This window comes from Hylemonella gracilis ATCC 19624 (assembly GCF_000211835.1).
In the GTDB taxonomy this organism is placed as follows: domain Bacteria; phylum Pseudomonadota; class Gammaproteobacteria; order Burkholderiales; family Burkholderiaceae_C; genus Hylemonella; species Hylemonella gracilis.
In genome coordinates this window covers 19,172-45,170 of record NZ_AEGR01000050.1, presented here as the reverse complement: position 1 = coordinate 45,170, position 25,999 = coordinate 19,172, and the positions used below count along the sequence as shown (strand labels likewise).

Sequence of the window (25,999 nt, the reverse complement as noted above, 5' to 3'; positions counted from 1 at the left end):
AACCATCAACCGGGCAGCAGCCCGGCCAGCAAATTCACTGTATCACCTACGCACTTGGTGATGTCGCCGGACGGCATGAACCCCTGGCGCTTGAACTTGTCATTCAAAACGCGATAGGAGAGTTGATTCATGATCTGGGTGTCAACAAACTTGACTTGCACGGCAGGGACAAATTTTTTGATTTCCGAGACGATCTGCCGCACCGTCGCGTTCAAAGTCAGGACGTTGTAGATTTCACCGTCAAACATGTCGTTGCGAAGAATATGGGCGATTGCTCGCACGCCGTCTTGCAAGTCAAGGTAGGGGCGCTCTTGGTCATACGCGGTCGTCCAGACGGTCAGCGGTTCGCCCACGACGGCTTGCCAGCAAAACTTGTTGACGGCGGTATGAAAACGCATCCCGGGAGATGTGCCGAAAATAGTTCCAAATCGGAAAGTGACAAAGCCGAAGCCCGGGTTCTCCCGGCGCATGTCCTGCAAGAGCTTTTCTTCCCGCAGCTTGGTTTCAGCATACGGGCTTTGCGGCTTCAGTTCCTCTTCGGTGCAGTTCTCGTCCACCCAGTCGTTCTGAGTCCCATAAACACTGGTGGATGAAAGAGCGATCAACTTGGCACCGACAGCATTGCACGCCTTGGCCACGTTGTGGGTCGCCCCGAAATTGACCTTCTCGACCTGCTGCCGCATCTCGAAGCTGCCCGCCGCATTGGTGATGGCTGCCAAATGAACGACAGCGTCATAGCCGTCAAACAACTTCGCAAGATCAGACTTCGTCACATCCGCCTCGACAAAGCGATACTTCGTCAAGCCCTTGGGTAAATTGAATACGGACGAATAGCGCTGGCACGAAAAATCGTCCAGCAGCAGGATTTCCTCGCAATGAACAATCTCCGGCAATTTCCGAATCAAGCTCGAGCCGATATGCCCTAGAGCGCCAGTCACCGCAATTTTCATGAGTTCAACCCTGCATTCGCCTGCTTATTCAATCCCGACCTGCGGGACAAAAACAATCCACTTGCCGCCCCTGGCCATAAAGTCACCTTCTTTTTCCAGAATCTCTTTCTTGTGATTCCAGCCAAACAGGAGCGCATAGTCGGGATAATTCTTCTTGAAGTTCTCGTAAGCTAACACCGGAATGTGCTGGCCTGGACTGAATTTCCCCTGCTTGTTTGGCGTCGTGTCGCTGATGAATTCAATCAGATCGGAAGAGATGCCGCAGTAGTTGAGCACCGTTGTGCTCTTGGACGTGGCCGCATAGCCCACGACGCGCTTGTTCTGGCGCTTGAGGTCAGTCAGCAATTTGACAAGATCGGCACGGGACTGCTCGCAATTTTTGCGAAACTGTTCGAAAGTCGCCAACGAGGCAAGCCCCAACGCCTTTTCCTTGAGCACTTGATTCTCGACCGCTGCCGTGATTCCGTGCTGCCCTTTGTGCCCGATGTAATACCGCATCGAGCCACCATGTGTTTCCTGCGCCTCGACGTCAAAAATCTCAAGCCCGTGAAGCCCCGCCAGATACTGCACTGACAGCACAGAAAACAGAAAGGTGTGTTCGTCGTAAACCTGATCGTAGGAAGTCTTCTCGATCACGTCGCCCAGGTACGGATCTTCAAACGCCAATACGCCACTCGGCTTGAGAATGCGACTGATACCCTTGAAAATCTGCCCGATATAAGGGATGTGGCACATCACATTGGCACTATAGAAAACGTCTGCCTGGCCATATTGCTTGAGAAGCAGTTCGGTGGTGTCTTCATCGAAAAAGCGCACGAGCGTATTAACACCCTGATCTTGCGCAACTTTTGCGACGTTGGCCGAGGGCTCGATACCTACATGGCGATAGCCCCAACCCTTGAAATTGCGCAGCATGATGCCATCGTTGCTGCCCATTTCAATGATCAAGGGATCTTTGGCCTCGCTCAAAAAACGAGTCCGAACCGTTTGCGCAAACTGCTCAAAATGACGCGCCATGTGCGTGGATGTACCTGAAAAGAACGCATAGTTCTCATTGAACATCTGCTCTCTATCTGGCTGCTCCGCAAGTTGCACCATATTGCATTTTTGGCAATGGCAAACCTGCATCTCAAAGAAATACTCCTTGCCAAAATCCTCTTTCTTCAAGAAACCGTTGGCAATGGGCTGCTTGCCAAAGGAAATGAAGGGGGTGACCGAACTGCCACACACGTGGCACGCATAGGATTTCGACATGATGCGATGAATGAAACCTGGTACTTGAGTTGAAAGCCGCGCGAATATGGAGTGTCGATCTACCGATAATGCCAAGACCATGACTCATCAAGCGAGGCCGGACCGACTTAGCGAGATTATCATAGTTGAAGTAGGTGTTTGCATAAACATTCAAGCCAGAAACAAGCTCCATGAAGCTCCAGAAATTCACCATAGCTCCATTCGACCTCGTCAGCGCAGCCATCATCAGCACCAGCATCGTCATGCTGCTCCTATTGGCATTCCGTGCCTTTGATGCGGCTGCCGCGATCGTGCTGGGCACATTGCTGACCAGCACGTTTTATTTCTCATGCGTGAAATCGATACGCTGGCCCAGCCGTACCAGTTGGGGCGTCGTTCTCGCGCTCGGCTTGGCGGCCTTAAGCCTGCGTCTTCATCCTGGCTTGTATGTCTGGGGCGGCCAAGACGAAGGTCTATATGTCAACATCTCCTCTTATGTTGAGCGCACTGGCTCATTGGCAATCAAGGACGAACTTCGTGAAGCGTTGCCAGTGGAAGCACGAGCCTACTACGACAAGTACAACTTCTGGAAATTTAAGAATGCAGTTCCTGACCAACACGAAGGAACCGCCGACCCCGGTGTGTACATCAAGGACCTGAACACATCACAGTATGTATTCCAGTTTTATCCCCTTCACTCGCTGTGGCTCGCTGCAGCCTCCACCATCGCGGGCCCGGATAACCGGGCATATGCGGCCGTGGTCTTTTCCCTGCTGAACATTCTTGTTCTTGGCCTGATTGCCTTCGAATTGTCAGGTAGGCGGCTTTGGGCCGGCGGCATTACTGCCGCGCTTCTGGCCACCAACACCATGCACGTTTTTCTGGCAGGCTTCCCCTTGTCGGAAAGTCTGGTCACCTTCCTTCTAGCGAGCACACTTTACTTCCTGCTGTGCTACTGGAAGCAGCGGAACGATGGCCAACGCAGCAACCATTACTTGCTATTTTCATTGGGCTGCTGGTTGTGCCTGACGTTCACACACATCTCGGCGTTTCTGTTCTTACCCATCTTGGGCCTAATCGCCTTGTCACTCGTCGTCGCGGCACGGGATGCGACTGAAGCTCGTACGCCGGCGCTGTACTTCATGCTCGTCTTGGTCACGTATTGCCTGTCGCTACTCTATGGCTTGACGTATTCCTTCCCCTACACCTACGATACTTTTAGAGCCATATTGGGACCGCATTTGGGATCGATATATCTCGATCACTCCCCGCTCATTTTTGCTATCGCAACGTTGACTTGTGCGCCGATCTTCCGGGCAGCCTGGAAATATCGCACCTCACTGCGGGAGTGGGCCGAAAAGCACGGCATTGTCACTGTCAGATACATCACGTCTGGATTGCTTTTGCTGGTCACCGTGTATTGCTGCGTCATCGGCTACCGGCTTGCTTTCACGGATGTCTACGCTGCCAATGAGTACTTGCAGGAATATCAATTACCTCATCAGGGACTGAACTCGCTCTCGCATGTCTCGCTGTTCGCGCTGATGCTGTACATATCACCGATGGTTTTGGTGCTCGCCGCGCTCTATGTCGTACGCGGCTCTCGCATCGCCGCATGGAGTGGCGCAGTATTCCTGCTGACCTTGGCCTGGATAACTGTGCTACGAACAGTGGCCGACGATCCAATCATTCCTTACTATTACTTTGGTCGCTATTTGTCCACTGATGCGGTGCCCATCGCCATCATTGCCGCTGCCCTTGCAATGGCGACGGGCCTGGACCATCCGAAGCGCTGGATCAAGATCGGGACATGGATCTCTCTTCTGTTTTGTTTGGCTTGGAATCTGAACTTGCTGGCAATACAGGGCGGGCAACGCGAAATGGCTCATCTGGATGCAAGCTTCAAGCCACTGATGCGTCACTTCGGCGATGAAGACCTTGTTCTGCTGGACATGCCTCACAAACAATACATGCCGTTAAGAACGGCGCTTCGGTACTATTACGGGAAGCGGGCTGTCTTCATTCACGGTTCAGACGGTGAAATTCGAAATTTCATTCAATCGATTCCGAAACGTTTTCTGGCCGGCAACATTTATATCCTCTCTACAAATATCTCCAAGCCTACTCAACTGGCTGCGGAAAATGAAGGAATTTTCACGCTCAAGCTTTCTTCCCATTACAGAGGGGAATACGACGTTCTTCCCATGGGAAATGTCGGGCAAGACTTGTCGCTCCACCTGTTCAAACTCAACTTCAGCGAGATCTCAACACTGAGTCGGCATGGGCGGATTCTTTTCGGCGGGCAAGGCCACAGCGATTGGTATGTCGGCGAGGGTTGGAGCGGGGCGGAGCCTGATGCCCGTTGGACGGAGGGTGACGGTGCCACGCTTAATCTGCCATTGGCGCCTGGGCGCTACCGACTGCGCTTCTCACTGGCCGGACTAAAAACGCAATCTGTCAACGTTTCGGTCAATGGCATTTTGCGAACGACATGGCGCGTTTCTGAACTCCCGGATGGCTATAAAGTTTATGAGTTGAATATTCAAGACGCAGATACCACCAAAGGCAGGGTTGATATTCGTCTGGAAACACCCATGGCCATTTCTCCCGCAGAAATCTCCACCAGCCAGGACACGAGAAAACTCGGCGTCATGGTCAAGTCGATAGATGTGGACTGAACGGCGAGATCAGTCATGCGGAAGATCGCATTCAACGCCAGCGCCCTGCTCTCCCCACTGACTGGCATTGGTCAGTATGTGCGACACATTGCATTGGGACTTCAGCAGCAGTCGGATTGGGAATCGGAGTTTTTCTACGACGTTTTCTGGAGCAGAGAGGTGCGTGATGCGCCCCTTGCGCTGACGACAAAGCTCTTACCTTGGGTACGCCAGCAAGTGCCCTTCTCTTATCTATTGCGCCGATTAGTGCAACATCGGCGCTTTGCCGCTCACGCCAAAGCGGAGCGCTTTGATCTGTATCACGAACCCAATCTGTTGCTGCTGCCTTTCGATGGCCCCTCCGTACTGACGGTGCATGACCTGTCCTGGATACGCCACCCTGAAGCGCATCCCGCGAAACGGGTACGCGCGATGAACCAGTATTTCGAGCCCAGCCTGCGTCGCGCAACACGGGTGTTGACGGATTCAGATTTCGTGAAGCGTGAGTTGATGGATGTATTTGGCATGCCCGCAGAGCGCATCCAGACCGTGCCACTTGGTGCCGAGGATCTGTTTCGACCGATGGCAGTGGACGAAACACGGGCCGCCCTAACCCCGCGCCAACTGACACACGGCCAATACCTGCTGGCCGTGGGCACGCTGGAACCGCGCAAAAACCTGGGCGTGGCGCTACGCGCCTACATGAATCTGCCATCCGCGCTGCGTCATCGCTTTCCGCTGGTACTGGCAGGCATGAAAGGCTGGAGCACCGGCATGCTGGAACAGCAAATGGCCCCATTGCTGCAAACGGGCGAAATACGGCTGCTTGGCTATGTGCCACGCGCAGAACTGGCCGCCATCATTGCCGGAGCGGCTGCGCTGGTTTATCCATCTATTTACGAAGGCTTTGGCCTGCCGCCACTGGAAGCCATGCGGTGCGGCGTGCCGGTCATCGCATCCAATGTTTCATCCATCCCCGAAGTTGTTGGAAGAAACGGCAGCGGTGGCGGCATCCTAATTGACCCGCAGGATGTGGACGGGTTCCAGCAAGCCATGTCAATGATGTTGACGGCCTCCGATGTGCGCGCCGACTTAGCAAACAATGCACTGGCGTACAGCAAACAGTTCAGTTGGGAACGCACCGTTACCGAGACGATGGCCGCTTACCGGCTGGCGTGCGGCAAATCCTGATACAACTGCAAGTGCCGCTGCGTCATCGCGGACAGAGAATACAGCCCCAGCGCGCGCGCCTGAGCTTGCCGCCCCATCTGTTGCCGCACGGCGTCGTTTTGCAATAGCAGATTCAGCGCGATGGCCAAAGCCCCCGCGTCTTGCGGTGGCACGGCCATCCCTGTTTCCCCATTTACGTTGACAACATTGACCCCGTTGTTCAGCAACGTACAGATCACAGGCTTGCCACAGGCCATGGCTTCAAGTTGCACTAGGCCAAAGGCTTCCACCTGCGTGACGGAAGGCAAGCAAAACACATCGCAGGCGTGGAAATAGGCTGCCAGATCAGCCTCGGGGATGCGTCCGACGAACGCCACTCGGTCAGCCACATCCAGCGCATGGGCCTGCGCCTTGAGCGCATCGCTCAACGGTCCGCTACCACCCAGCAACAACAAGGCATCCACTTGGCGCATGGCTGCGATCAGTACATCGAAGCCTTTGTAGGACACGTGGCGACCCAGCGCAAAGATCAATTTGCGTCCATCGGCACGGACACGCAATGCATCAACCAGCAAGACAGTGGAATGATTCAACGCCAGATTTCCGAAATCCAGCCCGTAGGGAATGACATGCTTGCGTTCGGCGGGGATATCCACCGGAATTTGCGCCGAGGTATCGAAGTGCGCTTGGGTGGCCGCCACCAATGCATCGGCACGGCGCAATTCGTTCTGCAACCAAGGCCTATATGCCGACAGCATTGCTTTCTGTCGCACGATGTCGTGATGCCAGGTGATGACCCGCGGCACCTTGCGCGGCAACAGCAGAGAAGCCAGATGAGACAGGGGATCCTGAAAATGCAGATGAAAAGCGTCAAACGGCTTTTCGCGGTGCAATTGCCGGGCCTTGAACACCAGCGCAGGGGACATGGCGGTGCGAAATGCCACGCCAAACGATGGTACCTGCACGAGGCGATAGCCATCGTGTGTAGTATCGCTACCCCCCAAGCCCGTAGCCGCCACTAAGTTGACAATCTCCACACCCTGCGCAGCTAGCCCTTTGCTGAGTTCGGCCACATGCCGCTCTATCCCGCCGTGCTGATCATTCCAGAAACGGCCAAATTGAAGAATGCGCATCAAGCAACGACCTCTGCCTGCACCGCCGGCAGCCTCTGCTGGTCCTTGGCCGACAACGTAACCATCATCACTTGCACAGGCCCTCGGATGTCCACCGCCACGTCAAACACACTGCTGCGCGCCAAGCACACGAGTTCGCTCTGTGGTTGCCCGATCTGGTAATGCAAATCGCACAGCACGCCCCTTGCGCTGCGGCTGTGATTGTCCGGCACGAAACGGTGGTTCCTGCCCGCGACCTCGTTGAAGGCGCACTGATTGAAACTCTCGAAAAAAAACGGCGAGCGGCGTCGAAGTCCTTGGGTCCGAGGATCGGCACCTCGAGCGAGGCGGTGGAGATGACGCTCATCACGCGCTATCCTTAAGCAAGCGCAACAGGTACTGGCCGTATCCATTCTTCGCCACGGGCTGAGCCAGTTTTTCCAGTTGCGCGTCATCGATCCAGCCCTGCCGCCAAGCAATTTCCTCGGGGCTGGCCACCTTCAGACCCTGGCGCTGTTCCAGCGTGGCGATGAACTGACTAGCCTCCAGCAAGCTCTCATGCGTGCCCGTGTCCAGCCAGGCGTACCCACGGCCCATGAGTTCCACGCTCAGCTTCCCCTGCTCGAGATACAGGCGATTGAGGTCGGTGATCTCGAGCTCGCCTCGCGCGGAGGGACGCACGCGCTTCGCCAACTCCACCACTTGAGCATCATAGAAATAAAGGCCGGTTACCGCATAGTTGCTCTTGGGCACCTTGGGTTTTTCCTCGAGCGACAGCACCCTGCCCTGCGCATCGAATTCCGCCACGCCATAGCGCTCCGGATCATTGACGTGATAGGCGAACACGGTGGCGCCACCCTGGTGCGCCATGGCCTTGCCCAGCAAGGTCTGGAAGTCATGTCCATGAAAGATGTTGTCGCCTAACACCAGAGCACTGGGGTGATTACCAACGAACCGCTCGCCAATGATGAACGCCTGAACCAACCCGTCCGGGCTGGGCTGCACGGCGTACTGGATGTTCAGGCCCCACCGGCTACCATCACCCAGCAACTGCGTGAAGCGCGGCGTATCCTGAGGCGTGCTGATGAGCAGGATGTCGCCGATGCCCGCGAGCATCAGCGTGCTCAAGGGGTAATAAACCATGGGCTTGTCATAGACCGGCAACAGTTGCTTGCTGATGGCCAGCGTGGCCGGATGCAGCCGAGTCCCGGAGCCGCCTGCGAGGATGATGCCCTTGCGTTTGGGAAATGCCATGGTGATCTTGTCTCAGAGAATTTCGTCGAGCATGCGCGTCATGCCGCTTTGCCAAGGCGGCAGTGCCAGACCAAAAGTCTGCCGCAGGCGTGTGCAATCCAACCGCGAATTGTGGGGCCTGCGCGCAGACCCAGGGTAGGCACTGGCTGGGATGGCCCGAACCTGCTGCGGAGCGACCTTGAGCACCCGGCCTTTTTGCTGCGCATGCGCCAGAACAAATCGCGCATAGTCAAACCAGCTAGCCTCCCCCGCCGAGGCGAGGTGATAGATACCTGAAGCTGCGCTGCCGTCGTTCGCAAGCACAACCCAACGAATTGCATGAGCCGTCACGTCCGCCAGCAGATCCGCCCCGGTCGGCGCGCCCAACTGGTCGTTGATCGCCCTTAGCTCGTCTTGTTCCACAGCGAGGCGGAGCATGGCCTTGGCGAAATTGTCCCCACGCGCGGCATAGACCCAACTGGTGCGAAAAATCAGATGTCGGCAGCTACTGGCTCGGATGGCTTGCTCGCCTTCCAGCTTGGTTCGGCCATACACGCTCAGGGGCGCGGGGGCATCGTCCTCACGCCAGGGCCGTTCACCGCTGCCATCAAACACATAGTCCGTGCTGTAGTGCACCAGTAGCGCGTCGTGTTGCGCGGCTGCACGAGCCAGCACCCCTGGTGCCTCTGCATTGATGCGGTACGCGGCGGCGACATCGGTCTCGGCAAGGTCCACCGCGGTGTAGGCTGCGGCGTTGACGATCACCTGGGGCTGCACGGCACGCACGGTGCGTTGCAGGCAGTCGAGGTCACTCAGGTCGCCGCACAGACCATCCACGCCCACACGATCCACCGCAATCACTTCGCCCAGCGGCGCCAGGCTGCGTTGCAGCTCCCAGCCGACCTGGCCGTTCTTGCCAAAAAGAAGGATCTTCATGCGCGCGCCGTACTTGGTGCTCAGGCGTACTGCTTTTGAACCCAGTCGCGGTAAGCGCCGGATTGCACCCTTGCCACCCAATCCGGGTTCTGCAGATACCACTCGACCGTTTTGCGGATGCCGGTTTCGAAGGTTTCGGTAGGCTTCCAACCCAGCTCACGTTCCAGCTTGCGCGCGTCGATGGCGTAGCGCCGGTCGTGGCCGGGCCGGTCCTTCACGTAGCTAATCTGTCGGGCATAAGCTTGACCGTCCCCCCGTGGATGCAACTCATCGAGCAAGGTACACAGGGTCTTAACGATCTCGATATTGGGTTTCTCGTTCCACCCACCCACGTTGTAGGTCTCGCCCACCCGGCCACTCACCAGCACCTCGCGGACGGCGCTGCAATGGTCCTTGACGTAGAGCCAGTCGCGTACCTGCATGCCGTCGCCATACACCGGCAGCGGCTTGCCGTCAATGGCGTTGACGATCATCAGCGGGATCAGCTTTTCGGGGAAATGGTAGGGTCCGTAGTTGTTCGAACAGTTGGTGGTCAGCACCGGCAGACCATAGGTATGGTGATAGGCGCGCACCAGGTGGTCACTCGCGGCCTTGCTGGCGGAATAGGGGCTGTTTGGTTCGTAGCTATGCGCCTCGGTGAAGGCTGGGTCTTGTGCCGCCAAGGAACCATAAACCTCGTCGGTGGACACATGCAGGAAGCGGAAGGCCGATCGGGTAGGCTCGTTCAGGCCACTCCAATAAGCCCGCACGGCCTCCAGCAGGCGGAAGGTGCCAACGATGTTGGTCTGGATGAAATCCTCGGGACCGTGGATGGAGCGGTCCACATGGGACTCGGCGGCGAAGTTGACGACGGCTCGCGGCCGGTGCTCGGCCAGCAGGCAGGTCAACAAGGCGCTGTCGCCAATGTCGCCCTGCACAAAAACATGCCGAGCATCACCTTGCAACGAGGCAAGATTTTCCAGATTGCCCGCGTAGGTGAGCTTGTCCAGATTCAGCACCGGCTCGTCGCGATGCGCATGGCCTGTCCCCAGCCAGTCCAGCACGAAGTTGGAGCCGATGAAACCCGCCCCACCTGTCACCAGAATCATTCCTGCCATCCCTCGGTATTTTTAATCGCAGGGATTATCGCAGCACCCTCTGGTGCTCCCCTCACCGACACCTTACAGTGCATACCTGCGGAGGAGACATCATGCAGAAACACCCTGATTTCGACGAAACCGCCCGTCAGATCTGGCAAGGCGGCCTGGACGCCTTGGCACGGGCTCAAGCGCAAGGCAGCCAGGTGCTGGACGCGCTGGTGCAGGAGGGCTTGGCCATGCAACGCCGCACCCAGGCCATGGCCGGCTCGGTGGCGGAAAAAGCTCAGGCCGCCTTTAACCAGAAGTTGGGCGACAACTTCAGTGACAAACTGAGTGACAACCTGGGTCAGCAGTGGAGCAAGCTGGAAGGTCTGTTCGAGGAGCGCGTAGCGCGCACCCTGCAGCGGCTGGGCCTGCCGACCGCCCAGGAGCTGCAGGCATTGAAGGACCGCATTGCGCGCCTGGAAGCCGAGCTTGAGGCCACCAACACCGACGGGCGCGGTACGGCGCGCGCCACAAAGACCGCGGCGAGGAAAAAAACCACGGGCGCGGCAAAGACAGCGGCACGCAAAACGCCCACCCGCAAGACTGCCGCCAAGCAGACCCGCTGAACGCGGGCCAACACCGCGATGACCCGCAAAGCTCCGCGCCGCACGGCCGAGCGTATCCAGGAAACGGCGCTGGCGCTGTTCAACCGCTATGGCGAACCGCAGGTGTCGACCGGGCAGATCGCTGCTGAGATGGGCATCAGCGCGGGCAATTTGCACTACCACCACCCCAGCAAGGATGGCCTGGTCAATACCCTGTTCGACCACCACCTGGAGGCCTTGTCCCCCCTTTTGACCGCCGCCTCGGATGCGCGCGACGTGGAAGACGCCTGGTTCTTCACCCACAGCTTGGCGGAACGCATCTGGGATTGCCGCTTCCTGTACCGCGACCTGAGCTTGCTGCTGCAGCGCAACCGCCACCTGGAACAGGGCATGCGTAGGCTGATGCTGGCCCAGACTGCCGCCCTGCGCCAGCTGCTCGACAGCCTGCAGGCGCAGGGCGCGCTCGAACCCGGTCGACTGGCCGAAGGCCCGGACGCGGCGCGGGACTTCGCGGCCCAGCTCGACCAACTGGCCACCACCCAGAGCGTGCTGCTGAGCCTTGGGCTTAGCCATGACTACGCCCTCGATCCACGCCATGCGCTCGAACCCGAACAATTGCAGAACGCGGTGCTGCGCGCAGCGGCCCAGTCCCTGGCTTTGCTGTTACCCTATCTGGTTCCAGCGCAACAAACGCTGCTGCGGCACCTGCTGCGCGCCTACCAGCCCGAGGCCATCCTGCTTCGTGAACGACAACCCCTGAACACGGAACCCCGCCATGAGCGACCTGAAAAAACAGTTTGAAGCCGCCATCGCCAAATCCAAGGAACTGGACGAACGCCCCGACAACGCCACCCTGCTCAAGATCTATTCCCTCTACAAGCAGGCGACCGAAGGCGACGCAACCGGCTCGCGCCCCAGCTTCACCGACATGGTGGCCCGCGCCAAGTGGGACTCGTGGAACGCGCACAAGGGCAAGAGCGCCGACGCGGCCATGCAGGACTACATTGATTTGATCGATTCCCTGAGCTGAACCCAGCGGCGCTACGCCCCCACCCGGGCGGCGCGCCGCTTAACCGACTGCACACCATGCTCTACAAGTTCCAGTCCCGCGCCGCCTCCGACCTGCTGATGCTGGAGCCGCAGGGGCGACGCATCCTGCAGATCATCGGCAAGTACGGTGAGGAACGGCGCGGGATCTTGCGCCCCGGCGACATGCCAGCGGCAGTCGCTGCGTTGGAGGCCGCGATCCAGCGTGAAGAGCAGGAAGCCGTCGAAGCTCACGCAGAGGATGTGGAAGATGGGGCCGAGGAGACCGTCAGCCTGCGCCAGCGGGCCGCCCCCTTCATCGACATGCTGCGACACAGCCGGGCAGCGGACGCGGACGTGGTTTGGGGAATCTGAGCATGGCTTGGAACGCCAGAAACGCAAAGCGCGAAAGGCCGTAGAACCGGCTTTGCCGCGCTGCTGGCGTTACCCCCTTGAGGGGAAGCGGCCACTGCCCCTCAGGGGTGGGCCTGCTGGACAATGCCGCCGCCCAGGCAGACTTCACCGTCGTACAACACGGCGCTTTGTCCCGGAGTCACCGCCCACTGGGCTTCGGGAAACCGCAGACTGAAACCTGAGTCCTCGACGTGGTCCAGCGTGCAGGCCGCGTCGGCCTGACGGTAGCGGGCCTTGGCGTGCAAGTCCCCGGGCAGGGGCGGCTCGCCCGCGATCCAGCTGGCATCCAGCGCGTGCAAGCCGTGGCTTTGCAGCAGCGGATGATCATGGCCCTGCACCACCCACAGCTGGTTCTTGTCCATGTCCTTGCGGGCGACGAACCAGGGCTCGTGCTCACCCCCGCCCTTTTGGGCACCCTTGTCCTTGATGCCGCCGATGCCCAAGCCCTGACGCTGCCCCAGGGTGTAGAAGCTCAGGCCCACATGCTTGCCAATGACGCGGCCATGGGCGCGTTCGTAGTCCGGGCTGCCCGGCAAGGGCGTGCCGTCCTTGATCGGGCCGGGTTCCTTCTGGATGTAGCGGTTGAGAAACTCGCGGAACGGCCGCTCCCCAATGAAGCAGATGCCGGTGGAGTCCTTCTTCTTGGCGTTCGGCAGGCCGATCTCGGCCGCGATGCGGCGCACCTCGGTCTTGTGCAACTCGCCCACGGGGAACAGCGTCTTGCTGAGCTGCGCCTGGTTCAGGCGATGCAGGAAATAACTCTGGTCCTTGGACGGGTCCAGCCCCTTGAGCAGTTCGTGCTTACCGGTCTTTTCGTTGAGTCGCACGCGGGCATAGTGCCCGGTGGCGATCTTCTCGGCCCCCAAGCGCATGGCGTGGTCCAGGAAAGCCTTGAACTTGATTTCGGCGTTGCACAGCACGTCCGGGTTGGGCGTGCGACCGGCCTGGTACTCGCGCAGGAATTCGGCGAACACGCGGTCCTTGTACTCGGCGGCGAAATTGACGTGCTCGATCTCGATGCCGATCACGTCAGCCACGGCGGCTGCGTCCACGAAATCGACGTTGGAGGAGCAGTACTCGTTGTCGTCGTCATCTTCCCAGTTCTTCATGAAGATGCCGACAACGTCGTGGCCCTGCTTTTTCAGCAGGTAGGCGGTGACGGCGGAGTCCACGCCCCCGCTCAAACCCACAACCACGCGCTGACCGCGATTCGACTTGTCCATGATGACCAGGATTATCCCCAGGCCTCCCGTAGACCGCCGGGCTGGGGATTTGTTGCAAGCTGAGCTAGTCGGTCGGGGCGGTCTCAGGCAAGGTACAAGGAAACGTCGGTGTAAACCACATCCAGCGGATAACGTTGTCCGCGCAGATGGTCTTCCATGCAGCGCAGCACCAAGGGGCTGCGATGGCGCTCTTGGCTGGCACGCACCTCGTCGGGACTGAGCCAGACCGTGCGCAAGATGCCTGCGTCGAGCACGCGGCCAGCCACCTGATCACCCAGCTCACCGGTGAAGGCGAAGCGCAGGTAGGTGATGTCCTGCAGCGGCTCACCCGGGCGCTGGCGCTGGAAGCGCGAAAGGTAAACACCCAGCAAATCGGTGGGCGTGAAGCGGTGGGTGGTTTCCTCCAGCGCCTCGCGCACACAGCCGTCCAGGGGTGATTCACCCGGCTCCAGATGGCCGGCCGGATTGTTCAGGCGCAAGCCCTCGGGCGTCTCCTCCTCGACCAGGAGATAACGGCCAGCACGCTCGATCACGGCGGCCACGGTGACACTGGGGCTCCAACGGTTGTCCATGGGGCGGGATTCTATGAAACGGCCTGGGACGCCCTGGAACGCCATAGCGCTTATTCCAAGGAGACATGAGTTTCTCGGGTAAGCTTGCCGCCCAATAGAGCGGCATCCCACCCGGCATGGAACGGCCTCCGGGCGACCCCGCGCGACTGTTTTCAAAACTACCCAGGAGATATGCATGCAGACTGGCTCAACGACCCCGGTCGCCCAGCGCATCGGCGTGCCGCGGGAAATTTTCCCCGGTGAACAACGCGTGGCCACCTCGCCCGAGGTGGTGGAAAAACTCGTGAAGCTGGGCTTCGCGGTCACGGTGGAATCCGGCGCGGGAGCGGCGGCGAATTTCAGCGACGAAGCCTTCCTTGCTGCGGGCGCGGACATCGCCGCGGATGCCACCGCCTTGTGGACAAAGGCGGACGTGGTGTTCAAGGTGCGCCCCCCGACCCCGGCCGAAGTCAGCCAGTTGCGCGAGGGCGCGACATTGATCGGCTTCGTCTGGCCCGCGCAGAACCCCGAACTGATGCAGCAGCTCGCCGCGCGCAAGGCCACGGTGCTGGCGATTGACTGCCTGCCGCGTACCCTGTCACGGGCCCAGAAGATGGACGCCCTGACCTCCCAGGCCAGCGTCGCTGGCTACCGCGCCGTGATCGAGGCCGCCAACGCTTTCGGCCGTTTCTTCAACGGCCAGATCACGGCTGCAGGCAAGGTACCGCCGGCCAAGGTCTTCATCGCTGGCGCGGGCGTGGCCGGCCTCGCCGCGATTGGCGCGGCAGCGGGTTTGGGTGCCATCGTGCGCGCCAATGACACGCGTGCCGAGGTGGCCGACCAGGTCATTTCCCTGGGCGGTGAATTCGTCAAGGTCGATTACGAGGAGGAAGGCTCGGGCGGCGGCGGCTACGCCAAGGTCATGAGCGAAGGTTTCCAAGCGGCGCAGCGCGCGATGTACGCGCAGCAAGCGCGCGAGGTGGACATCATCATCACCACCGCGCTGATCCCGGGCAAGCCCGCGCCCAAGCTGATCACGGCCGAAATGGTCCAGAGCATGAAGCCGGGCAGCGTGATCGTGGACATGGCCGCCGAGCAAGGCGGCAATTGCGAGCTGACCGAGCCAGGCCGGGCCGTTGTGAAGCACGGCGTCACCATCATTGGCTACACAGACCTGGTCAGCCGCCTGGCCAAGCAGTCGTCGTCGCTGTACGCGACGAATCTGTTCCGCCTGACCGAGGAGCTGTGCAAGGCCAAGGATGGCGTCATGCACGTCAACATGGAGGACGACGCCATTCGCGGCCTGACCGTGGTCAAGGACGGCACCATCACCTGGCCGGCCCCCCCGCTCAAGGCTGCGGCCCCCGCGCCCAAGCCGGCTGCCGCCGCACCCGAGAAAAAAGCCGCCGCTCACGGCCACGGCCCGGGCGGCCCCATGCCCGCCAAGACCCTGGCCATCGTCTTCGCGCTGGGCGCGCTGGCCTTCTGGTTCATCGGTGCCTACGCGCCGGCAGCCTTCGTCGGCCATTTCACCGTCTTCGTGCTGGCCTGCTTCATTGGTTACATGGTGGTCTGGAACGTCACGCCCGCCTTGCACACGCCGCTGATGAGCGTGACCAACGCCATCTCCAGCATCATCGCCATCGGCGCGCTGGTGCAGATCGCGCCGCCGGTCGCGGAAGGCGCGAGCCGGCCCGACGGGCTGATCCGTTGGCTGGCCGCCGCCGCGCTGGTGCTCACGGCGGTCAACATGTTCGGCGGCTTCGCCGTCACGCGCCGCATGCTGGCGATGTTCCGCAAGTAAAACGACAAGAAAGAGCAGAAGATCATGTCCTCAAGTCTCGCGACGGTGGCCTACCTGGGCGCCGCCATTCTTTTCATCCTGAGCCTGGGTGGTCTGTCCAACCCGGAAACCTCGCGCCGCGGCAATCTGTTTGGCATGGTGGGCATGGCGCTGGCCGTGCTCGCCACTGTGTTCGGTCCGCAGGTCAGCGCGGCAGGCATCGCGTGGATCGTCGGCGCGCTGCTAATAGGCGGCTGCGTGGGCCTGTACGCGGCCAAGGTCGTGAAGATGACCCAGATGCCCGAGCTCGTCGCGCTGATGCACAGCCTGGTCGGCCTGGCGGCTTGCTTGGTGGGCTATGCCAGCTATGTCGACACCTCCATCCATTTCGAAGGCGCCGAGAAGCTGATCCACGAGGTGGAGATCTATGTCGGCATCCTGATCGGCGCAGTCACCTTCAGTGGTTCTCTGGTCGCCTTTGGCAAGCTCTCGGGCAAGATCGGCGGCAAGCCCCTGTTGCTGCCCGCCCGCCACTGGCTCAACCTGGTCGGCCTGCTGGCCGTGATCTGGTTTGGGCGCGACTTCGTCCATGCCGCGACGCCGGCCGAGGGCATGGTGGCGCTCTACATCATGACCGCCATCGCCCTGCTGTTCGGCATCCACATGGTGATGGCCATCGGCGGCGCCGACATGCCCGTGGTCGTGTCCATGCTCAACAGCTACTCGGGCTGGGCTGCCGCGGCCACGGGTTTCATGCTGGGCAATGACCTGCTGATCGTCACGGGCGCGTTGGTCGGTTCTTCCGGGGCCATCCTGTCCTACATCATGTGCCGGGCCATGAACCGCAATTTCGTCAGCGTGATCGCGGGCGGGTTCGGTGCCGCACCGGCCAAGGCCGCCGCGGGCGCGGGCACACAGCCACAAGGTGAGGTCAGCCCGATCAGCGCGGCGGAGACGGCGGAACTGCTGGCCGGCAGCAAGAGCGTGGTCATCGTGCCGGGTTACGGCATGGCCGTGGCGCAAGCCCAGCACACGGTGAATGAAATCACCAAGACCCTGCGTGCACGCGGCGTCAATGTGCGCTTCGCCATCCACCCGGTGGCGGGCCGCATGCCCGGGCACATGAACGTGCTGCTGGCCGAAGCCAAGGTGCCGTACGACATCGTGATGGAGATGGACGAGATCAACGACGACTTTGGCGACACCGATGTGGCCATGGTCATCGGTGCCAACGACATCGTGAACCCCGCCGCGCAGGACGACCCGGCCAGCCCCATCGCCGGCATGCCGGTGCTGGAAGTGTGGAAGGCTCGCACCTCCATCGTCATGAAGCGCTCCATGGCCTCGGGGTATGCCGGCGTGGATAACCCCCTGTTCTACAAGGAAAACAACCGCATGCTTTTCGGGGATGCGAAGAAGATGTTGGACGAAGTGCTGGTCGCCCTGAAAATTTGACGGGCATAATTCCGCGGCGGAAAAAAGCACGACCGTGCTGGAATTTCCAGCACGGTCTTTTTTTCGCTATCGTCAGAACCGACAACACAGGAGACAAGACATGAGCGAACGCATCTGGCTCAAAAGCTACCCCGAAGGCGTGCCGCACGACCTGCCGCCCCTGCCCTACGACTCGCTGGTGGGCCTGCTGGACGAGAGCTTTCGCAAGTACACGGACCGCCCCGCCTACAGCTTCCTGGGCAAGGAACTGAGCTACGCGGACACCGACCGGCTGAGTCGCGCCTTCGCGGCCTATCTGCAAGGCCTGGGGCTGGTGCAAGGCGACCGTGTCGCCATCATGATGCCCAACGTCCCGCAATACCCGGTGACGGTGGCCGCCATCCTGCGCGCCGGCTACGTGGTGGTGAACGTCAACCCGCTGTACACGGCGCGCGAACTGGAGCATCAGCTCAAGGACAGCGGCGCCAAGGCCATCGTCATCATCGAGAACTTCGCCGCCACGCTGCAGAAGTGCATCGCCAACACCCCCGTCAAGCACGTGGTGCTGGCCGCCATGGGCGACCTGATCGGCCTCAAGGGCCACATCGTCAACCTGGTGGTGCGCAAGGTCAAGAAACTGGTGCCGCCCTTTGAGTTGCCGAACGCCGTGCGCTTCAACGACGCCCTGGCCCAGGGCGCGCGCAAGACCCTGACACCGCCCAAGTTGAAGCTCGACGACGTCGCTGTGCTGCAGTACACGGGCGGCACCACGGGTGTGAGCAAGGGCGCGGTGCTGCTGCACCGCAACGTCATTGCCAACGCCCTGCAGTCGGAGCTATGGAACGCCCCGGTCATGAGCAAGGTGCCGGCGGGCGAACAGCCCACAGGCGTCTGCGCTCTGCCGCTCTATCACATCTTCGCGTTCACCGTCGGCATGATGCTCAGCCTGCGCAATGGCAGCAAGCTGATCCTCATCCCGAACCCGCGCGACCTGCCCGCCGTGCTCAAGGAACTGAGCCAGCACACCTTCCACAGCTTCCCGGCGGTCAACACGCTCTTCAACGGCTTGGTGAACCACCCGGATTTCCACACCGTGGATTGGAGCAACCTCAAGGTGTCGCTGGGCGGCGGCATGTCCGTGCAAAGCGCGGTGGCGGACAAGTGGCTCAAGCAGACGCACTGCCCCATCGTCGAGGGCTATGGTTTGTCTGAAACCAGCCCCTCGGCCAGCTGCAACCCGGTGACCAACAAGGAGTTCACGGGCACCATCGGCGTGCCGCTGCCGTCGACGTACATGAGGATCATCGACGACGAAGGTCGCGAAGTTCCACAAGGCCAAGCTGGCGAGATCGCCATCAAGGGTCCGCAGGTGATGGCCGGCTATTGGCAGCGCCCGGACGAAACGGCCAAGGTCATGACCGCGGACGGCTGGTTCAAGAGCGGCGACATCGGCGTCATGGATGAGAAGGGCTACTTAAAGATCGTCGACCGCAAAAAGGACATGATCCTGGTCAGCGGCTTCAACGTCTACCCGAACGAAGTCGAAGACGTCGTGGCACGCATGCCCGGCGTGCTGGAAGTGGCGGCCGTGGGTGTGCCCAATGAGGAAAGCGGCGAGGCCGTCAAGCTGGTCATCGTCAAGCGAGATCCAGCCCTGACCCCGGAGCAGGTTCAGGCCTATTGCCGCGAGAACCTGACGGGCTACAAGCGGCCGAAGGTCATCGAGTTCCGCACCGAACTGCCCAAGACCCCGGTGGGCAAGATCCTGCGGCGGGAGCTGCGAGACAAAGCATGACTCCAAGGGTCATGCTTTGCGACTTAGGCAAACTTGGCGTCGCCAAGTTAAGCGCAGCGGGCCGAAGCCATAAGCGCGAGAAAGCACCATGACCATCGCCATCGTGTCCGCCATGCGCGAGGAACTCGCCGCCGTGCTCGAGGGCATCGAGCACGGTGAAACGGACCACATCGCGGGACGAGAATTTCGGCGCGGCCGCTTGCACGGGCACGAGGTCGTGGCGGTGCTGGCACGCATCGGCAAAGTCGCCGCAGCGGCCACGGCCACCGTGTTGGCGGAACGCTATCGGGTTGACGCCATCGTCTTCACCGGCGTGGCCGGTGGTTTGGCCCCCGGCGTGCAAAGAGGTGACGTGGTCGTGGCCGACGAGTTCCTGCAGCACGACATGGATGCCTCGCCGCTGTTCCCACGCTTCGAGGCACCGCTGTATGGTCGGGCCCGTTTTCCCACGGAGCCTCGTTGGAGTGAGCGGCTCGCGGAAGCCGTGAAACGGGCGCTTCCAAACGCCGTACTGCACCGCGGCCTCGTGGTCAGCGGTGACCGGTTCGTCTCCAGCGCGGCGGAAAGCCGTGCGCTGCGCAACGCCTTGCCCGATGCGCTGGCCGTTGAAATGGAAGGCGCGGCCATCGCACAGGTCTGTCTCGACTATGGTCTGGCCTATGCGGCCGTGCGGACGGTGTCGGATCGCGCCGACGACGAGGCGCACGGCGATTTCCAGAAGTTCGTCGAGGAAACGGCGAGCCGCCACTCCGCGGCCATCATCCGGGCGCTGCTGACCTGAGGCCCGCCCTCAATGGCAACTGGGCCCTGCAACGATCACCTCAGCGGATTTCCAGCGGCATGGTCACCCCGAAGAACCAGCGCCCGCCCTCGTCGGTGCCATTCAAACCTTGCTCGCGACTGACGTCGAAGTTCCCATTGCGGCCCACGCCGATGCGAAATCCGAGGCGCAAGTAATCAGCCTCGAAGCGGCGATACCGCTCGCCGACAAAAGACCACTGGCCCATGCCCGTCATCATTTCAGGTAGCCGCCCGGCCTGGGGCGTCCACTCCAACGCCACGCCCCAGCGGGAATAGTCTTCGCTGCCACCGTCGTTCCCACCTTGATCCACGATGTCCGTGCCAGCATTGAGGTGCACGGCGTACTCACGCCAGGAAGCGGGCTTCCAGGTGAACAGGCCATTGAAGGAGCTCAGCGCATACTCAGGCGGAAACGGGCGTGCATCGATCCCCAGTTCATAAGACAACCCCAACGCCACTTCTTCGTCCAGGGCATGGGCCCATTTCATTTGAAGTTCCAGTCCGGTTTGCGAGGCAAAGTCCGAATCAGGGTTGAGCGACCGTTCGTGCTCGGCAGACACGCCGAGCTCCACGGGCCCGACGCCGCAGGAAGCGCCCAGGTGCAACAACGTCGTGCGACTGTCCCCCATCCAGGCGTCAGCGACGCAGGACCGGGAATCCAGAGTCGCCGCGTCATCGACGGCATGGTGCCCACCTGCCGCGTGGGCCCCCATGGGCAAAACACAAACGCACAGCAACAGCACTGTGCGTCGAACGTCACGCGCTAGGTAATGTTTGTTCATCGTCGCAACCACCCTTTCTTGTGGAAATAGACCATGGGAACGACTGCGCTCAGCACCATCAACCCCAGGGCAAAGGGATAGCCCCAGGGCTGGCTCAGCTCAGGCATGTGCTCGAAGTTCATGCCGTAGAGACTGGCGATCATGGTGGGTGGCAGAAACGCCACGCTGGCCACGGAAAAAATCTTGATGATCTTGTTCTGGTTGATATTGATGAAGCCCACGGTGGCGTCCATCAGGAAGTTGATCTTGTCGAACAGGAAAGCCGTGTGCCCGTCCAGCGAGTCAATGTCCCGCATGATCTGCCGGGCCTCCTCGAACTGTTCGGCCCCCAGCATGCGGCTGCGCATCATGAAACTGACCGCGCGGCGGGTGTCCATCGCGTTGCGACGGATGCGCCCGTTCAAGTCTTCCTGCCGTGCAATCGCCGCGAGCACCTCGCCCGCCAACTCGTCGGTCACCTCGCCCGACAGCACCAGTTTGCTGGCTTTCTCCAATTCGTCGTACACGCCTTCAAGACGGTCCGCGCAGTACTCCACATCGGCGTCAAAAAGCTTGAGCAACACCTCGCGGGCATCGGCGATGAGCCCCGGCGCGCGACGCGCGCGCATGCGCAGCAGCCGGAAGACCGGCAAGTCTTCGTCGTGGATGGAAAACAGCACGCCCTTGCTTTTGAGCTGATCGTTGGCCAAATTCAGAATGAAGGCAGCGCGCACGGAGCGGGGCTGATCCTCGTCGGTGATCAGGAAGTCACTGCGAATGTGCAGGTCCCCGTTGTCTTCTTCGTAGAAACGCGCCGATTCCTCGATGTCCTCGTCCATCGCGTCTTCGGGAATCGAGAGGCCGTAATACTGTTTGACCCAGCGCTTTTCCTCGAGCGTGGGGGCTTCCAAGTCCACCCAGATGGGATGGAATCGCGACAATTCCTCGAGTGATTCAATCTCTTCCTGAAACAAGCGGCCATTGACGAGCGTGAAGATGTTGAGCATGGCGCTTATGGGGGAAAGCGTTGAACGAAATGCGCGCGATTATCGCACCGCACCATGCCGGGGCAGAGCACTTTTGCGGCCGATGAAGACCCTTTCGGCATTCTGCAATGAGACGAATTTCACGCGATGTCATGAATAAAAAAACAGGATAGAGCGGCAGGAAAAGGCATTGCATTTCCGTGACACCGGGCGCATAGTGAATTCGTCCGCAGCTGTGCAGCCCCGATCATCCAGCCGTGGTGCAAAGATGAATCAAGGGGTTGTCAGGTACGGCGTTTTCTCTCCCAAAGACTATGGAGGCGTCCATGAATTTGACGATCAGCGGCCATCATCTCGATGTCACCCCGGCCCTGCGCAACTATGTCACGAGCAAGCTCGACCGCATCACGCGCCACTTCGATCAGCTTGTCGACATCAAGGTGCTCCTGAGCGTGGAAAAGCAGAAGGAGAAGGAACGGCGACAACGCGCCGAATGCAACATCCACGTCAAGGGCAATGACCTGTTCGCCGAGAGCACGCATGCGGACCTTTACGCGGCCGTCGATGAGTTGATGGACAAGCTGGACCGCCAGGTGGTCCGCCACAAAGACAGACTCCAAAGCCATCACGGCGCAGCCGCCAAGCATCTCCTGCAGTGAGCTCATCGCCCGGGGCACCCTCGGGGTGCTCCGAAAATCAGGCGCCTGTATGCAGATACAGGCGCTTTTTCTTGCCCATCCGGCGCCACGCCCACTTATGCATAATCAGCGCTCCCATGAATCGCCTCGCCGCCATCCTGCCCGCCGCGCAAGTGCTCACGCACGTTGAAGCCACCAGCAAGAAGCGGGTGTTCGAGGAAGTCGGTCTGCTGTTCGAGAACCTGCATGGCTTGAACCGCGCGCTGGTCGCCGACAGTCTGTTCGCACGGGAGCGCTTGGGGTCCACGGGGCTGGGCCATGGCGTCGCCATCCCCCACGGACGCATCAAAGGCCTGAAGACGCCGCTGGCCGCTGTGCTGCAACTGTCTCGCCCCATCGTCTTCGATGCGCCCGATGCCCTGCCCGTCGGCCTCTTCATCGTGCTGCTGGTACCCGAAGCCGCCACGCAGAAGCACCTGGAAATCCTCTCCGAAATCGCCGAGATGCTGAGCGACAACGCCTTGCGCGATCGGCTCGCCGGTGACAGCGATGTTGCGTCGCTTCATGGATTGATCGCGGGCTGGCGCTCGTCGCAGGGCTCGGCTTACCCCCTGTCTGCGTAGCACCGGCTCCACCCTGCTGATCGTCCGTCAGACACTCACCCCACACAAAGAAGGAGCGCCATGAGGCCCACCGTCGTCAGCGCCGAGGTGCTGTTTGAAGAGTTCCGCGGAAGACTCAAGTGGGAATGGGTGGCTGGCCTGGGCGCGTCCGAACGCCGCTTTGACGAAGTGGCCGTGCGCGCGGCGCGTTCGGGCGCGGACTTGGTGGGTTATCTGAACTACATCCACCCTTATCGCGTGCAGGTGATGGGTGAGCGTGAAATCGCCTACCTGACACGCGGCACCCATGAAGACTGCGCACGCCGGGTGGCGCGCATCACGACACTGGAGCCGCCTGTGCTCGTCCTGGCGGATGGGCAGCCCGCCCCCAAGGCGCTGATTGACTTTTGCGAGAACGCGAACATCCCCATGTTCGCCTCGCCCGAATCCTCGGCCTATGTCATCGACATGCTGCGCAGCTACCTGTCGCGGCACTTCGCGGACCGCGCCTCCATGCATGGGGTGTTCATGGATATCCTGGGCTTGGGGGTGCTGATCACCGGTGAATCTGGCTTGGGCAAGAGTGAGCTGGGGCTGGAACTGATATCGCGGGGACACGGTCTGGTGGCAGACGACGCGGTGGATTTGTACCGAGTGAACCAGGACACGATCGAAGGCCGATGCCCCGAGTTGTTGCGCAACCTGCTGGAGGTGCGCGGCATCGGTCTGCTGGACATCAAGGCCATCTTCGGCGAGACCGCGGTGCGCCGACGGATGCGGCTCAAGCTCATCGTCCACCTCGTGCGCAAGGAAACGATGGAGCGCGACTACGAACGCATTCCTTCCGAACCGCTGCGTCAGGATGTGCTGGGCATACCGGTGCGCAAGGCCATCATCCAAGTCGTGGCGGGCCGCAACTTGGCGGTGCTGGTGGAGGCGGCGGTGCGCAACACCATCCTGCAACTGCGGGGCATCGACACCTACAAGGAATTCACCGAGCGGCATCGCAAGGCCATGGGCGGCTGAGGGGCAGGAAGCCAGCCAGTAGCCTCCCCGCGAAGCCGGTGAGCCTTCAACGCTGCGGCACGCCACCCTTGGTGCAATCGGCACACAGGCCATAGAGCGACATGGTGTGCTCCTGCAGCAGCCAGCCCTTGTCCTTCGCGATGGCCTTTTGCCGGCTCTCGATCTGCTCGTCGAAGAACTCCTCGACCTTGCCGCACTTGGTGCAGATGAAATGGTCGTGGTGGTGGCCCTCGTTCAATTCATAGATGGCCTTGCCACCCTCGAAATTGCTGCGAATGAGGATTCCGGCTTGTTCGAACTGGGTCAACACGCGGTAGACGGTGGCCAGGCCGACATCGGAATGTTCGTCGAGCAGCACGCGAAAGACATCTTCCGCGCTCATGTGCCTTTGCTTGCCCTTCTGGAAAATCTCCAGCACCTTCAGGCGGGGCAAGGTCGCTTTGAGACCGGTGCTCTTGAGTTCGTCGATGGTGCTCATGGGCAGGCTCCTGGACTGAGGGGATTCGTGGGCAGGATGAGAGAAAATACAATGAACGATGATAGCGCGTTCGCTGTTGCCGTCAGCCCGGTTCCGGGTTTACACCCGACTGCATCGCGCTTATTCCTTCTGGCCGCCCGCCTTTTTCCCCATGCTCAACACCTTGCGCCACCTTCACCGCGCGGTTTTATTCGCCGCACTGGCACTCGCCGCCGGCACCGTGACGCTGCTCACGGCTTGCGCCCCCTACCGACCCACCATCGTGCAGGGCAATGTGATCACCCGCGAACAGCTCGGCGCGCTGCGCCCAGGCATGAGCCGCATCCAGGTGCGTGACATCTTGGGCACGCCCCTGGTCAGCGACCTCTTCCACGCCAGTCGCTGGGACTATGTGTTCACCATCGACCAGCAAGGCGTGGCGCCGCAGGCACGCCGACTCACCGTGCTGTTCCAGGATGACCGGCTGGAGCGCTTCGAGACCAATGCCGAATTCCCGAGTGAAGTCGAATTCGCAGCCAGCCTGAGCAAGCCCGTCACCAAGCGCCCGCCCCTGTTGCAGGCCGACGAAAAAGACCTCGCGGATTTCCCCGCGCCCGCCCCGGCCGCCCCGCTCCCGCCCGTGCCCCCCCTGCCCAGCAGCTACCCGCCCCTGGAAAACGCCCCCCAATCATGAGCCTCGCCACCACCTCTTCCACGCCCGCCACCGCGCGCCGATACCGCGTCGCCGTGGCCGGCGCCTCGGGCCGCATGGGTCGCATGCTGATCGAAGCGGTCCAGGCGTCGACCTCCCATCAACTGGCAGGCGCTTTGGACCAGCCGCAGAGCGCCGCCTTGGGCCAGGAAGCCACGGCATTTCTGGGACAGACCAGCGGCGTGGCCATCACCTCCGATCTGCGGGCAGGCTTGCAAGACGCAGGGACGCTGATCGACTTCACGCGCCCCGAAGGCACGATGGCCCATCTCGCGGTCTGCCGCGAACTCGGCGTGGCCCTGGTCATCGGCACCACGGGCTTCAGCGATGCGCAGAAGGCTGAGATTTCCGCCGCGGCCCGCGATATCCCCATCGTGCTCGCGCCCAACATGAGCGTGGGTGTGAACGTGACGCTCAAGCTGCTGGCCATGGCGGCCCAGGCCTTGTCCACGGGCTACGACATCGAGATCATTGAGGCCCATCACCGTCACAAGGTGGATGCACCCAGCGGCACCGCGCTCAAGATGGGCGAGGTCATCGCCGAGGCGCTTGGCCGCGATCTGAAGGACTGCGCGGTCTACGAGCGTTACGGTCATACCGGGGAGCGCGATCCGTCCACCATCGGCTTCTCGACCATCCGCGGTGGTGACATCGTGGGTGACCACACCGTGCTCTTCGCGGGCACGGGCGAACGCATCGAAATCACCCACAAATCCGCGAGCCGCGCCACCTACGCCCAGGGCAGCCTGCGCGCCGTGAGCTTCCTCGCAGACAAACAAAACGGCCTGTACGACATGTTCGACGTGCTCGGCCTGAAATAAGTCTTTTCA

27 protein-coding genes are annotated in these 25,999 nt (G+C 60.9%); 15 read left to right on the top strand and 12 right to left on the bottom strand.

What is annotated here, in order from left to right; translation table 11 throughout:
- Window positions 1-5: 5 nt before the first annotated feature.
- On the bottom strand, window positions 6-950 hold the full coding sequence (locus HGR_RS06635) for an NAD-dependent epimerase/dehydratase family protein (protein WP_006297396.1): 945 nt from the start codon (window positions 948-950) through the stop codon (window positions 6-8).
- Between the two features lie 24 nt (window positions 951-974).
- Window positions 975-2,204: a class I SAM-dependent methyltransferase gene (locus HGR_RS06630; protein WP_039852728.1), complete on the bottom strand. Its 1,230-nt coding sequence runs from the start codon at window positions 2,202-2,204 to the stop codon at window positions 975-977.
- Window positions 2,205-2,374: 170 nt separating this feature from the next.
- Between HGR_RS06630 and HGR_RS06625 the strand changes: the two genes are divergently transcribed.
- Both HGR_RS06625 and HGR_RS06620 read left to right on the top strand, forming a co-directional pair.
- A complete protein-coding gene (locus tag HGR_RS06625; RefSeq protein WP_006297394.1) occupies window positions 2,375-4,861 on the top strand; it encodes a dolichyl-phosphate-mannose--protein mannosyltransferase in 2,487 nt (828 codons plus the stop codon).
- 15 nt (window positions 4,862-4,876) lie between these two features.
- Window positions 4,877-6,031, top strand: a complete 1,155-nt coding sequence (locus tag HGR_RS06620) for a glycosyltransferase family 4 protein (protein WP_039852699.1) — start codon at window positions 4,877-4,879, stop codon at window positions 6,029-6,031.
- Here HGR_RS06620 and HGR_RS06615 read toward each other — a convergent pair.
- The 5 genes from HGR_RS06615 to rfbB are packed head-to-tail and all read right to left on the bottom strand — an operon-like array spanning window position 6,004 to window position 10,379.
- Window positions 6,004-7,143, bottom strand: a complete 1,140-nt coding sequence (locus HGR_RS06615) for a glycosyltransferase (protein ID WP_039852698.1) — start codon at window positions 7,141-7,143, stop codon at window positions 6,004-6,006. The genes HGR_RS06620 and HGR_RS06615 overlap by 28 nt on opposite strands.
- Complete coding sequence (locus HGR_RS17020) at window positions 7,143-7,535, bottom strand: dTDP-4-dehydrorhamnose 3,5-epimerase family protein (protein ID WP_081463462.1); 393 nt, start codon at window positions 7,533-7,535, stop codon at window positions 7,143-7,145. The genes HGR_RS06615 and HGR_RS17020 overlap by 1 nt, the downstream gene beginning before the upstream one ends.
- Window positions 7,489-8,376: a glucose-1-phosphate thymidylyltransferase RfbA gene (rfbA, locus tag HGR_RS06605; RefSeq protein ID WP_006297389.1), complete on the bottom strand. Its 888-nt coding sequence runs from the start codon at window positions 8,374-8,376 to the stop codon at window positions 7,489-7,491. The genes HGR_RS17020 and rfbA overlap by 47 nt, the downstream gene beginning before the upstream one ends.
- Window positions 8,377-8,388: 12 nt before the next feature.
- The gene (gene rfbD / locus HGR_RS06600; protein WP_006297388.1) at window positions 8,389-9,291 is read right to left on the bottom strand and encodes a dTDP-4-dehydrorhamnose reductase; all 903 of its coding nucleotides are present in this window, start codon (window positions 9,289-9,291) and stop codon (window positions 8,389-8,391) included.
- A gap of 20 nt (window positions 9,292-9,311) precedes the next feature.
- Window positions 9,312-10,379 carry a dTDP-glucose 4,6-dehydratase gene (rfbB, locus tag HGR_RS06595; protein WP_006297387.1) on the bottom strand — a complete coding sequence of 356 codons (1,068 nt, stop codon included), beginning with the start codon at window positions 10,377-10,379 and terminating at the stop codon, window positions 9,312-9,314.
- Between the two features lie 101 nt (window positions 10,380-10,480).
- Between rfbB and HGR_RS06590 the strand changes: the two genes are divergently transcribed.
- From HGR_RS06590 to HGR_RS06575, 4 genes are read left to right on the top strand one after another with little or no spacing between them, the layout of a single operon-like run.
- Window positions 10,481-10,981: a phasin family protein gene (locus HGR_RS06590; protein WP_006297380.1), complete on the top strand. Its 501-nt coding sequence runs from the start codon at window positions 10,481-10,483 to the stop codon at window positions 10,979-10,981.
- Between the two features lie 18 nt (window positions 10,982-10,999).
- The gene (locus HGR_RS06585; RefSeq protein ID WP_006297378.1) at window positions 11,000-11,761 is read left to right on the top strand and encodes a TetR/AcrR family transcriptional regulator; all 762 of its coding nucleotides are present in this window, start codon (window positions 11,000-11,002) and stop codon (window positions 11,759-11,761) included.
- Window positions 11,736-11,990, top strand: a complete 255-nt coding sequence (locus HGR_RS06580; protein WP_006297376.1) for an acyl-CoA-binding protein — start codon at window positions 11,736-11,738, stop codon at window positions 11,988-11,990. Before HGR_RS06585 ends, HGR_RS06580 begins: the two co-directional genes overlap by 26 nt.
- Before the next feature lie 56 nt (window positions 11,991-12,046).
- Window positions 12,047-12,361, top strand: a complete 315-nt coding sequence (locus HGR_RS06575; RefSeq protein WP_006297374.1) for a DUF1840 domain-containing protein — start codon at window positions 12,047-12,049, stop codon at window positions 12,359-12,361.
- A gap of 101 nt (window positions 12,362-12,462) precedes the next feature.
- On the opposite strand, the gene mnmA is transcribed toward HGR_RS06575, so the two are convergent.
- Both mnmA and HGR_RS06565 read right to left on the bottom strand, forming a co-directional pair.
- Window positions 12,463-13,623, bottom strand: a complete 1,161-nt coding sequence (gene mnmA / locus HGR_RS06570; protein WP_006297373.1) for a tRNA 2-thiouridine(34) synthase MnmA — start codon at window positions 13,621-13,623, stop codon at window positions 12,463-12,465.
- Between the two features lie 83 nt (window positions 13,624-13,706).
- Window positions 13,707-14,195: an NUDIX hydrolase gene (locus HGR_RS06565; protein ID WP_039852695.1), complete on the bottom strand. Its 489-nt coding sequence runs from the start codon at window positions 14,193-14,195 to the stop codon at window positions 13,707-13,709.
- Window positions 14,196-14,370: 175 nt separating this feature from the next.
- Between HGR_RS06565 and HGR_RS06560 the strand changes: the two genes are divergently transcribed.
- From HGR_RS06560 to HGR_RS06545, 4 genes are all read left to right on the top strand, one after another.
- A complete protein-coding gene (locus HGR_RS06560) occupies window positions 14,371-15,978 on the top strand; it encodes a Re/Si-specific NAD(P)(+) transhydrogenase subunit alpha (protein ID WP_006297371.1) in 1,608 nt (535 codons plus the stop codon).
- A 24-nt stretch (window positions 15,979-16,002) separates the two neighbouring features.
- Window positions 16,003-17,412, top strand: coding sequence for a Re/Si-specific NAD(P)(+) transhydrogenase subunit beta (gene pntB / locus HGR_RS06555; RefSeq protein ID WP_006297370.1), 1,410 nt, complete (start codon window positions 16,003-16,005; stop codon window positions 17,410-17,412).
- A 100-nt stretch (window positions 17,413-17,512) separates the two neighbouring features.
- A complete protein-coding gene (locus HGR_RS06550; RefSeq protein WP_006297369.1) occupies window positions 17,513-19,186 on the top strand; it encodes a long-chain-fatty-acid--CoA ligase in 1,674 nt (557 codons plus the stop codon).
- A gap of 88 nt (window positions 19,187-19,274) precedes the next feature.
- Entirely contained in the window at window positions 19,275-19,967 is a 693-nt protein-coding gene (locus tag HGR_RS06545; RefSeq protein WP_006297368.1) for a 5'-methylthioadenosine/adenosylhomocysteine nucleosidase, read from the top strand.
- A 40-nt stretch (window positions 19,968-20,007) separates the two neighbouring features.
- On the opposite strand, the gene HGR_RS06540 is transcribed toward HGR_RS06545, so the two are convergent.
- Window positions 20,008-20,475 carry a hypothetical protein gene (locus HGR_RS06540; protein WP_138922422.1) on the bottom strand — a complete coding sequence of 156 codons (468 nt, stop codon included), beginning with the start codon at window positions 20,473-20,475 and terminating at the stop codon, window positions 20,008-20,010.
- 290 nt (window positions 20,476-20,765) lie between these two features.
- Window positions 20,766-21,755, bottom strand: a complete 990-nt coding sequence (gene corA, locus HGR_RS06535; RefSeq protein WP_006297366.1) for a magnesium/cobalt transporter CorA — start codon at window positions 21,753-21,755, stop codon at window positions 20,766-20,768.
- 305 nt (window positions 21,756-22,060) lie between these two features.
- Between corA and hpf the strand changes: the two genes are divergently transcribed.
- From hpf to hprK, 3 genes are all read left to right on the top strand, one after another.
- Window positions 22,061-22,393, top strand: a complete 333-nt coding sequence (gene hpf, locus HGR_RS06530) for a ribosome hibernation-promoting factor, HPF/YfiA family (protein WP_006297365.1) — start codon at window positions 22,061-22,063, stop codon at window positions 22,391-22,393.
- A 116-nt stretch (window positions 22,394-22,509) separates the two neighbouring features.
- The gene (locus HGR_RS06525) at window positions 22,510-22,995 is read left to right on the top strand and encodes a PTS sugar transporter subunit IIA (RefSeq protein WP_006297364.1); all 486 of its coding nucleotides are present in this window, start codon (window positions 22,510-22,512) and stop codon (window positions 22,993-22,995) included.
- Between the two features lie 60 nt (window positions 22,996-23,055).
- A complete protein-coding gene (gene hprK / locus HGR_RS06520) occupies window positions 23,056-24,000 on the top strand; it encodes an HPr(Ser) kinase/phosphatase (protein WP_006297363.1) in 945 nt (314 codons plus the stop codon).
- A 46-nt stretch (window positions 24,001-24,046) separates the two neighbouring features.
- Here hprK and fur read toward each other — a convergent pair whose 3' ends face one another.
- Window positions 24,047-24,478 (bottom strand): ferric iron uptake transcriptional regulator, encoded by a 432-nt coding sequence (fur, locus tag HGR_RS06515; protein ID WP_006297362.1) that lies wholly within the window; start codon window positions 24,476-24,478, stop codon window positions 24,047-24,049.
- A gap of 151 nt (window positions 24,479-24,629) precedes the next feature.
- Here fur and HGR_RS06510 point away from each other — a divergent pair, with 151 nt between their 5' ends.
- Together HGR_RS06510 and dapB are read left to right on the top strand one after the other, a co-directional pair.
- Complete coding sequence (locus HGR_RS06510; RefSeq protein WP_081463470.1) at window positions 24,630-25,151, top strand: outer membrane protein assembly factor BamE; 522 nt, start codon at window positions 24,630-24,632, stop codon at window positions 25,149-25,151.
- The gene (dapB, locus tag HGR_RS06505; RefSeq protein ID WP_006297360.1) at window positions 25,148-25,990 is read left to right on the top strand and encodes a 4-hydroxy-tetrahydrodipicolinate reductase; all 843 of its coding nucleotides are present in this window, start codon (window positions 25,148-25,150) and stop codon (window positions 25,988-25,990) included. Before HGR_RS06510 ends, dapB begins: the two co-directional genes overlap by 4 nt.
- Window positions 25,991-25,999: the final 9 nt, after the last annotated feature.

Excerpts from the sequence above, each read along its gene's own strand:
- HGR_RS06635 (WP_006297396.1), bottom strand. The coding sequence starts at position 950 with ATGAAAATTGCGGTGACTGGCGCTCTAGGGCATATCGGCTCGAGCTTG.
- HGR_RS06630 (WP_039852728.1), bottom strand. The coding sequence starts at position 2,204 with ATGTCGAAATCCTATGCGTGCCACGTGTGTGGCAGTTCGGTCACCCCC.
- HGR_RS06625 (WP_006297394.1), top strand. The coding sequence starts at position 2,375 with ATGAAGCTCCAGAAATTCACCATAGCTCCATTCGACCTCGTCAGCGCA.
- HGR_RS06620 (WP_039852699.1), top strand. The coding sequence starts at position 4,877 with ATGCGGAAGATCGCATTCAACGCCAGCGCCCTGCTCTCCCCACTGACT.
- HGR_RS06615 (WP_039852698.1), bottom strand. The coding sequence starts at position 7,143 with ATGCGCATTCTTCAATTTGGCCGTTTCTGGAATGATCAGCACGGCGGG.
- HGR_RS17020 (WP_081463462.1), bottom strand. The coding sequence starts at position 7,535 with ATGGATACGGCCAGTACCTGTTGCGCTTGCTTAAGGATAGCGCGTGAT.
- rfbA (WP_006297389.1), bottom strand. The coding sequence starts at position 8,376 with ATGGCATTTCCCAAACGCAAGGGCATCATCCTCGCAGGCGGCTCCGGG.
- rfbD (WP_006297388.1), bottom strand. The coding sequence starts at position 9,291 with ATGAAGATCCTTCTTTTTGGCAAGAACGGCCAGGTCGGCTGGGAGCTG.
- rfbB (WP_006297387.1), bottom strand. The coding sequence starts at position 10,379 with ATGATTCTGGTGACAGGTGGGGCGGGTTTCATCGGCTCCAACTTCGTG.
- HGR_RS06590 (WP_006297380.1), top strand. The coding sequence starts at position 10,481 with ATGCAGAAACACCCTGATTTCGACGAAACCGCCCGTCAGATCTGGCAA.
- HGR_RS06585 (WP_006297378.1), top strand. The coding sequence starts at position 11,000 with ATGACCCGCAAAGCTCCGCGCCGCACGGCCGAGCGTATCCAGGAAACG.
- HGR_RS06580 (WP_006297376.1), top strand. The coding sequence starts at position 11,736 with ATGAGCGACCTGAAAAAACAGTTTGAAGCCGCCATCGCCAAATCCAAG.
- HGR_RS06575 (WP_006297374.1), top strand. The coding sequence starts at position 12,047 with ATGCTCTACAAGTTCCAGTCCCGCGCCGCCTCCGACCTGCTGATGCTG.
- mnmA (WP_006297373.1), bottom strand. The coding sequence starts at position 13,623 with ATGGACAAGTCGAATCGCGGTCAGCGCGTGGTTGTGGGTTTGAGCGGG.
- HGR_RS06565 (WP_039852695.1), bottom strand. The coding sequence starts at position 14,195 with ATGGACAACCGTTGGAGCCCCAGTGTCACCGTGGCCGCCGTGATCGAG.
- HGR_RS06560 (WP_006297371.1), top strand. The coding sequence starts at position 14,371 with ATGCAGACTGGCTCAACGACCCCGGTCGCCCAGCGCATCGGCGTGCCG.
- pntB (WP_006297370.1), top strand. The coding sequence starts at position 16,003 with ATGTCCTCAAGTCTCGCGACGGTGGCCTACCTGGGCGCCGCCATTCTT.
- HGR_RS06550 (WP_006297369.1), top strand. The coding sequence starts at position 17,513 with ATGAGCGAACGCATCTGGCTCAAAAGCTACCCCGAAGGCGTGCCGCAC.
- HGR_RS06545 (WP_006297368.1), top strand. The coding sequence starts at position 19,275 with ATGACCATCGCCATCGTGTCCGCCATGCGCGAGGAACTCGCCGCCGTG.
- HGR_RS06540 (WP_138922422.1), bottom strand. The coding sequence starts at position 20,475 with ATGAAATGGGCCCATGCCCTGGACGAAGAAGTGGCGTTGGGGTTGTCT.
- corA (WP_006297366.1), bottom strand. The coding sequence starts at position 21,755 with ATGCTCAACATCTTCACGCTCGTCAATGGCCGCTTGTTTCAGGAAGAG.
- hpf (WP_006297365.1), top strand. The coding sequence starts at position 22,061 with ATGAATTTGACGATCAGCGGCCATCATCTCGATGTCACCCCGGCCCTG.
- HGR_RS06525 (WP_006297364.1), top strand. The coding sequence starts at position 22,510 with ATGAATCGCCTCGCCGCCATCCTGCCCGCCGCGCAAGTGCTCACGCAC.
- hprK (WP_006297363.1), top strand. The coding sequence starts at position 23,056 with ATGAGGCCCACCGTCGTCAGCGCCGAGGTGCTGTTTGAAGAGTTCCGC.
- fur (WP_006297362.1), bottom strand. The coding sequence starts at position 24,478 with ATGAGCACCATCGACGAACTCAAGAGCACCGGTCTCAAAGCGACCTTG.
- HGR_RS06510 (WP_081463470.1), top strand. The coding sequence starts at position 24,630 with ATGCTCAACACCTTGCGCCACCTTCACCGCGCGGTTTTATTCGCCGCA.
- dapB (WP_006297360.1), top strand. The coding sequence starts at position 25,148 with ATGAGCCTCGCCACCACCTCTTCCACGCCCGCCACCGCGCGCCGATAC.